This window comes from Peribacillus sp. YIM B13477, assembly GCF_042787955.1.
Classification (GTDB): domain Bacteria; phylum Bacillota; class Bacilli; order Bacillales; family DSM-1321; genus Peribacillus; species Peribacillus frigoritolerans.
This window is the reverse complement of sequence record NZ_JBHZPD010000010.1, coordinates 118,357-125,311: the sequence shown is the minus strand read 5'-3', so window position 1 is coordinate 125,311 and position 6,955 is coordinate 118,357. Positions and strand designations below refer to the sequence as shown.

Below are 6,955 nucleotides of genomic sequence, written 5' to 3'. Positions count from 1 at the left end.
ATTTGCTTTTTTGATAGTGTGTGCTCACTTAAAATTTAACGTTGGCGCTTTGTTTTGTTCAGTTTTCAAAGAGCAATATTTCCATCGCTTCGTTTAGCGACTTTATTAGTATAACACCCTCCAAACACAAAGTCAACAACAAGTTATCATTCACTTGTTTGTCTTGTTTGTCTCAAGCGGTGTATTTAATATATTAGCACTTGCATATAGATAAGTCAATTTAATCTTTTAAAATTAACTTCTTTTTTCACTGAACCACTTTTTTCTATAGAAGCCGGTCCTGCCAAAGAATCATCAAAAAAACAGGAGGGCAGCTGATTATAGCCACCCTCCCGTTATTTATTAATGATTATTTATTGATGGAGATTACGTCCGCTTCTTCCCTATCTACATTTCCAGCCTTTTCAATCTTGACGCTTTCACCCTCGGAAAGGTTAGTAAAGACGATTGGCGTAATGATAGAGCTAGCATTGTTTTTGACATACTCTATATCAACTTTAAGCAATGGCTGCCCGCTTGTCACTTTATCTCCTTGAGCGACAAGTGCTTCGAAACCTTTACCTTCCAACTTAACTGTATCGATCCCGACATGAATCAAGATTTCACGTCCAGCTTCGGAAACGATACCTATTGCATGTTTAGTCGGGAATAAATTAACGATCGTACCGTCCACAGGAGAAACAACCAACCCTTCCTCGGGTACAATTGCAAATCCATCGCCCATCATTTTTTCAGCAAAAACTGCATCAGGCACTTCCGTGATCGGTTTTAATTCCCCTTTAATAGGAGAAACAAAGCGCTCGGAAACTTCATCCGTCCGTAAAGGTTTCGGGACGACATCCTCGATTTGCTTTTCCACACCTACTTCAGGAGACGTTTCTACTTTACGAGGCCCTTTTCCATCAATGATATCTTTCATTTGCCCCTTGATCGTTTCTGAACGAGGTCCGAAGATAGCCTGGATGTTATTGCCCACTTCCAGAACTCCAGCGGCACCAAGTTTCTTCAGCCTATTTTTATCAACGTTACCGATGTCATTGACCGATACACGAAGACGGGTAATGCAAGCATCCAAGTGTGAAATATTTTCTTTTCCGCCCATGGCATCCAAGATATCCCCAGGAAGACTTCCAGCTGTACTTGCAGATCCTTCCGCTTCCTCATCCTCTTCAACTTCACGACCAGGAGTTTTAAGGTTAAACTTCCTTATCGCAAATCGGAATCCAAAGTAATAGATAACCGCAAGGACTAAACCAACCGGAATAACAATCCATGCATTGGTTTGCGGATTGATTAAACCAAACAGTACGTAATCGATCAAACCACCCGAGAACGTCATCCCGATTTTCACGTCCAGTAAATGCATGGTCATGAATGATAGACCGGCAAACAGACAGTGAATACCGAAAAGTACTGGTGCAACAAATAAGAATGCAAATTCAAGTGGCTCAGTAATCCCAGTCAAGAATGATGTAAGTGCTGCAGAAGCCATCAATCCCCCGACTATTTTCTTTCTTTCCGGTCTTGCTTCATGATAAATGGCCAAAGCTGCAGCTGGTAACCCGAACATCATGAATGGATATTTACCAGTCATGAAGGTACCGGCCGTTAAATTCTGTACGCCATCTTTAATTTGTGCCATGAAGATGGCCTGGTCTCCTCTGACTGGCGTTCCCCCTCCTTGAGGGATATAGCTGCCAAATTCGAACCAGAATGGAGAATAGAAGATATGGTGCAATCCAAAAGGAATCAGCGCACGTTCTACAACCCCAAACACGAAAGCTCCAAGTGTCAGGTTAGCACCCAACATATTTTCGGAAAATGAATTTAACCCCGATTGAATCGTCGGCCAAATCAAAATCATCAGCAACCCAAGAATAACTGCGCTTGCAGCTGTTACTATGGGTACAAAACGTTTACCTGCAAAGAATCCTAAATAAGAAGGCAGTTCAATTTCATAAAACTTATTATACATAACAGCAGCCATGACACCGACGATAATACCGCCGAACACACCTGTTCCCAACGTCGGGATTCCCAGAACATTGGTATAAACCGCACTATTGTTCTCAATGTCGGCAGCGTCAATGCCAAGAACAGTTCCCATCGTTACATTCATAATCAAGAAACCGATAATCGCCGCAAGGCCGGCAACACCATCTCCACCAGCTAACCCAATTGCGACCCCCACAGCAAACAACAAGGGAAGATTTCCAAAAATAATATTTCCGGCATTCTCCATTACCGATGCGACCATTTCCACTCCGCCACTCGCAAGAAACGGGGCGATATCCAACAAAGTTTCGTTTTGCAACGCATTACCAAACGCAAGCAAAATTCCGGCCGCTGGTAAAATGGCTACAGGAAGCATCAAAGCTTTACCGATTTTTTGCAAAACACCAAACAACTTCTTAAACATAGGTTTTCCTCCTCTTTACTGTTTTTCCATGCTAATAAAACGGTTACATTCACGATGGTATTCATCTTCCCACGCATCAGAATTCAAATACAAAAAAGGCATAAGCAAAGATAGGATTGAAATGAAAATTCAGGTATATAATACCCTCTTTCATAACAATCATTCTCCTCACTTATGCCTGATCGAATCAGTAACACGTAAGTTAATGTATGTTTATTTAATTTTCTTTTGTAATCGTTGGATATGCATCGTTAGATAGACAGCTTCCGCATCACAAACCGGCTTGCCTAATTTCTGCTGCATAATTTTTATTAGCTTCCAAGAGATATTGTAACACAAAGGATATTCTTCTTTCAATAGCATTGCTATTTTTTCAGGTTCCTCTACTTTTTCCCCAGCAAGCACCCTGTCTATCATGAATCTTAAATGACGGACCAAACGTGAATAGTCTATGCTATCCTTATTAATTTTCACATTGAGCTGTTCTTCAACAACTTGGATAAGGTGATAGATTAACTGCGAATGCTGATTGACTTCCGATAAGTCTTTATTTGATATTGCGCTATGAATATGAAGCGTAATAAAACCGATTTCCCCTTGGGGAAGGCCTATGCCTGTCTTATCTTGAATTAATTCTACTACATCGACAGCAATATCATGTTCAAAAGGATAAAGGGTTATCGTTTCTTTCAAGAATGGGTTTTTGATAGTCATTCCTTGTGAAACACGCTGAAGGGCGAACAATAAATGATCTGTTAAACCGACATGTATATGTTCATTTAGCTTTCCAGTAACCCGGTCATTAATGAGATGAATGGATTCTATAATGGCTGCTTGAAGATTTTGATCGATTTGCGGCAAGAGTTTTTTGTAACTTTCCTGTTCCTTAACATTTTTCAGGACAAACGTTTTCTCCGCTAGTTCCGGACTCAACTCTTCGCCTTTCTTTCGGTTGAAGCCTAAGCCCTTTCCAATAGTAACGACTTCTCCATACGACGGATGCGTGGCAATCACCACATTATTGTTCAAAACCTTTTCAACGATAAAACCATTCATTTTTCTCCCTCTTTTTTTCTCAAAGTCATCCCTATGCCCCATACAGGATAAAGTACTTAGTACTTAGTACTTTTACTATACACGATATGAGCTTTCTCTTACAACATGAAAGAAGAGCCCCGAAATCAGGACTCTCCTTACTTACTTGCATTATTACTTCAAGAAAATGAAATATAGCAGGAAGACGACTCCAAGACCCCACATGATCGGATGAACCTCTTTTGCTCTTCCTTTCATCGACATAGTGATTGGATAGAAGATGAATCCGCAAGCGATACCTGTCGCAATTGAATATGTCATAGGCATCATGATGACCGTAAAGAATGCCGGAACCGCAATTTCGAACTTTTGCCAGTCAATATTTTTAAGTGATGATGCCATTAATACTCCGACTATAACCAATGCCGGCGCAGTCACAGCAGATGTCACCACTGATAGAAGCGGGAAGAAGAAAAGGGATAGGACAAACAGCAACCCTGTCACTACAGCCGCAAATCCGCTTCGAGCACCAGCAGCAACACCCGATGTGGACTCTACATAAGATGTCGTGGTGGATGTACCAAGAATTGCACCTGAAACGATGGATAATGAATCAGCAAGCAATCCTTTACCCACTCTAGGAAGAACATTATCCTTCATCAATCCAGCTTGTTGTGCGACAGCCACCAGCGTACCGGCTGTATCAAAGAATGCTACGAACAAGAAGGTCAGTATCACGATTAACATTTGACCAGTGAAGAGATCACCGGGATTTCCAAAGGCATCGAACGCAACCCCGAATGTAGGCGCTATGCTAGGAACAGCACCGATTATTTTGTCCGGCACCGGAACTTGTCCAAAGATCATTCCTGCAATGGCTGTAATGACCATTCCTATGAACACGCCGCTTTTGACGCCTCTCGTCATCAAAATGACGGTTACGACAATTCCAAACACAGCCAATAAAGTATTTCCTGATGTCAAATCGCCCAGTCCGACAAGAACGCTGTCATCATTCGTGATGATACCGGCATTCTGAAACCCTACAAAAGTAATGAATAAACCGATACCGGCTCCAACTGCGTATTTCAATTCGACTGGAATTGCATTAATGATTTTTTCACGTATTCCCGATAGGGAAAGTAAAACGAAGATAATACCTGAAATCAATACTCCTGTTAAAGCCGTCTGCCAAGGAATTCCAAAGCCAAGCACAACGGTAAAAGCGAAGAAAGCATTCAACCCCATACCCGGCGCGAGCGAGATTGGATATCTGGCTATGAGTCCCATTAATATCGAGCCGATTGCGGCTGACAATGCGGTTGCGGCAAAAACCGCTCCGTAGTCCATTCTCAATTCATCCGGATAGTCCTCGATGCTTTGTAAAGTCAGCATTACAGGGTTTACAACCAGGATATATGCCATTGAAAGGAAAGTAGTTAGTCCACCAAGTATTTCACGGCGATAATTAGTTCCCAGCTCGTTAAACCGAAAATAATTTTTCATTATGAGTCTCCCCCATCATAAAATCGTGCCAACAGAAAATGCCCCATTCGCTTTCGAACGGGGCTTGACTGCGGTCATGTAAAGAAGTGGCGGTTTATTTATACACGCCAATCCTTCCACATCGTAGTCAAGCCGTTCACGGCAGCTTGGTAGAAACTTTTGGGCCATATCCCCAATATTATACGACAATTATGTTTTTTTATTATTATAGGTATAGTGTATCAGTCACCAAAATAATCGTCAATATACCAAACGAATATTTTTTATGTAATTTTAGGCAACGTTCGCGTTTCGCTATATATTCCTTAATTATCATGGCTATATCTTCGCCAACATACGTAAAATGTAAGTAATCTACATATTCAACTACTATTTCAACAAAAAAATCAGTGAAGGTTAATTCCTTCACTGAATGGATGGTTTCAATCTACTATTCCCACTCGATCGTTGCAGGCGGCTTAGACGTAATGTCATAAACGACGCGGTTTACATGATTTACTTCATTAACGATTCTCGTTGAGATGATTTCAAGTACATCCCATGGGATTCTTGCCCAATCGGATGTCATTCCGTCAATGGACGTAACCGCACGGATTCCGATTGTATAGTCATACGTACGTGCATCGCCCATTACCCCTACGCTACGAATGTTAGGAAGCACCGTAAAGTACTGCCAAATTTCGCGTTCCAAACCATTTTTTCTAATTTCTTCACGTAAAATATGGTCAGACTCACGAACGATTTCAAGTTTTTCATCTGAAATTTCGCCTAATACACGAATACCTAAACCTGGACCAGGGAATGGTTGACGCCAAACGATTTCGTCCGGAATGCCCATTTCACTTCCAAGTGCACGCACTTCATCCTTGAATAGAGTGTTCAAAGGCTCAATCAATTTAAATTGCATATCTTCCGGCAGACCGCCAACATTGTGATGCGATTTAATTGTTTGTGCAGTGGCCGTACCACTTTCAATAATGTCTGTGTAAAGTGTACCCTGTGCAAGGAAATCAATTCCTTCGAGCTTCGTTGCTTCGTCATCGAATACGTAGATGAACTCGTTACCGATGATTTTCCGTTTTTGTTCCGGATCTGAAACGCCAGCAAGCTTCGATAGGAAACGTTCTTTTGCATCGACCTTGATTACGTTCATATTGAAACCTTCCCTGAATGTTTCCATTACACCTTCGGCTTCGCCTTTACGAAGTAATCCATGATCAACGAAAATACATGTCAGCTGATCGCCAATCGCTTTATGGATCAATACAGCAACAACGGATGAATCCACCCCGCCGCTCAATGCGCATAACACTTTTTTATCTCCGACCGTTTGGCGGATTTTCTCCATCTCGATTTCAATGAAGTTCTCCATTGACCAGTCACCTTTACAGCCACAAACGCCGAATACGAAATTTTTCAAAATGTCATTACCGTATACAGAATGACGGACTTCTGGATGGAATTGCACGGCATACAATTTACGTGACTCGTCACTCATAGCCGAAATTGGGCAAGACGGGTTCGTCCCGTCAATTTGGAAACCTTCAGGCGTTTCCACCACTAAATCACCATGGCTCATCCAGACGATTTGTTCTTTTGGCAGGTCACTGAATAACTTCGACTCATTTTGGATGGCAAGTGTCGCTTTCCCGTATTCACGGTTCTTCGCTGGTTCCACCTTACCGCCAAAATGTTTGGTCATAAGCTGCATGCCATAACAAATACCGAAAATTGGAAGACCCATTTCGAATATGCGTTCATCACAACCAAATGCATTTGCATCATAAACACTGTTCGGGCCCCCTGAGAAAATGATTCCCGTCGGGTTCATTTTCTCAATTTCTTCTACAGTGATTGTATGAGGATGAAGCTCACTGTACACACCAAATTCACGGATACGACGAGTGATCAATTGATTATATTGGCTTCCGAAATCAAGTACTACGATCATTTCCTGGTTTTTTTGCAATTCTGTTTTCCCCGGCACAAACGTCA

4 protein-coding genes and 1 riboswitch are annotated in these 6,955 nt (G+C 41.8%); all 4 genes read right to left on the bottom strand.

Annotated elements, in window-relative coordinates; genetic code table 11:
- Positions 1-349: 349 nt before the first annotated feature.
- Entirely contained in the window at positions 350-2,419 is a 2,070-nt protein-coding gene (gene ptsG, locus ACFX4H_RS23140) for a glucose-specific PTS transporter subunit IIBC (protein ID WP_377436337.1), read from the bottom strand.
- 213 nt (positions 2,420-2,632) lie between these two features.
- A complete protein-coding gene (gene glcT, locus ACFX4H_RS23135) occupies positions 2,633-3,475 on the bottom strand; it encodes a glucose PTS transporter transcription antiterminator GlcT (protein ID WP_034306152.1) in 843 nt (280 codons plus the stop codon).
- 153 nt (positions 3,476-3,628) lie between these two features.
- Positions 3,629-4,960 (bottom strand): NCS2 family permease, encoded by a 1,332-nt coding sequence (locus ACFX4H_RS23130; protein WP_034306155.1) that lies wholly within the window; start codon positions 4,958-4,960, stop codon positions 3,629-3,631.
- A 104-nt stretch (positions 4,961-5,064) separates the two neighbouring features.
- Positions 5,065-5,166: riboswitch (purine riboswitch) on the bottom strand.
- A gap of 224 nt (positions 5,167-5,390) precedes the next feature.
- Positions 5,391-6,947, bottom strand: a complete 1,557-nt coding sequence (gene guaA, locus ACFX4H_RS23125) for a glutamine-hydrolyzing GMP synthase (RefSeq protein ID WP_034306157.1) — start codon at positions 6,945-6,947, stop codon at positions 5,391-5,393.
- Positions 6,948-6,955: the final 8 nt, after the last annotated feature.